We start from the raw sequence: 550 nt of genomic DNA on the forward strand, positions 1-550 counted from the left end.
GGGCATGTAGCCCACCATAACACCCAAAGTCGTTGGAGTTGCAGCATCGCTGCCGCTGCAAGTTCAAAGGGTAGAAGTGCTATCTAAAATTCAAACTGGTAAATAGTTTGATGCTGATAGCAATCCCCAGAGTTCAACACCCCATTGTTGAGTCCCCATTCTGGTTTGTTTGGCCCGTCTGGAAAGTACTGCGTTTCCAATGCTAGGCCGTCATAGCGTTCGTAAGTTTTACTTGCACCTGGCGTACCGGCTAAGAAATTACCTGAATAAAACTGGATGGCAGGCTTGGTGGTTTTCACCTTCATCACCACATCTTCTTTTGGTGCAATTAAAACCGCAGCGACAGATACGCCATCGGTCACGTCAGGCATGAAGACAAAGGCGTGATCGTAGCCACCAGCAGTTTTCTGATCTTGCTCTGCAAGAAATCCTTGGCCAATCGATTTTGGCTCGGTGAAGTCGAAACTGGTGCCCGAAACTGGCTTTTGTTCACCGGTAGGAATTAACCCCGCATCCGTTGGCAAGTAATGATCTGCACTAAGCTGCAACG

1 pseudogene is annotated in these 550 nt (G+C 48.4%); it reads right to left on the reverse strand.

Annotated features, from left to right (window positions below):
- Positions 1-83: 83 nt before the first annotated feature.
- Positions 84-550, reverse strand: a pseudogene (galM, locus tag R7040_RS29130) (galactose-1-epimerase); the annotation flags it as partial.

The sequence above is a fragment of the Vibrio sp. 1069 genome, from assembly GCF_033340555.1.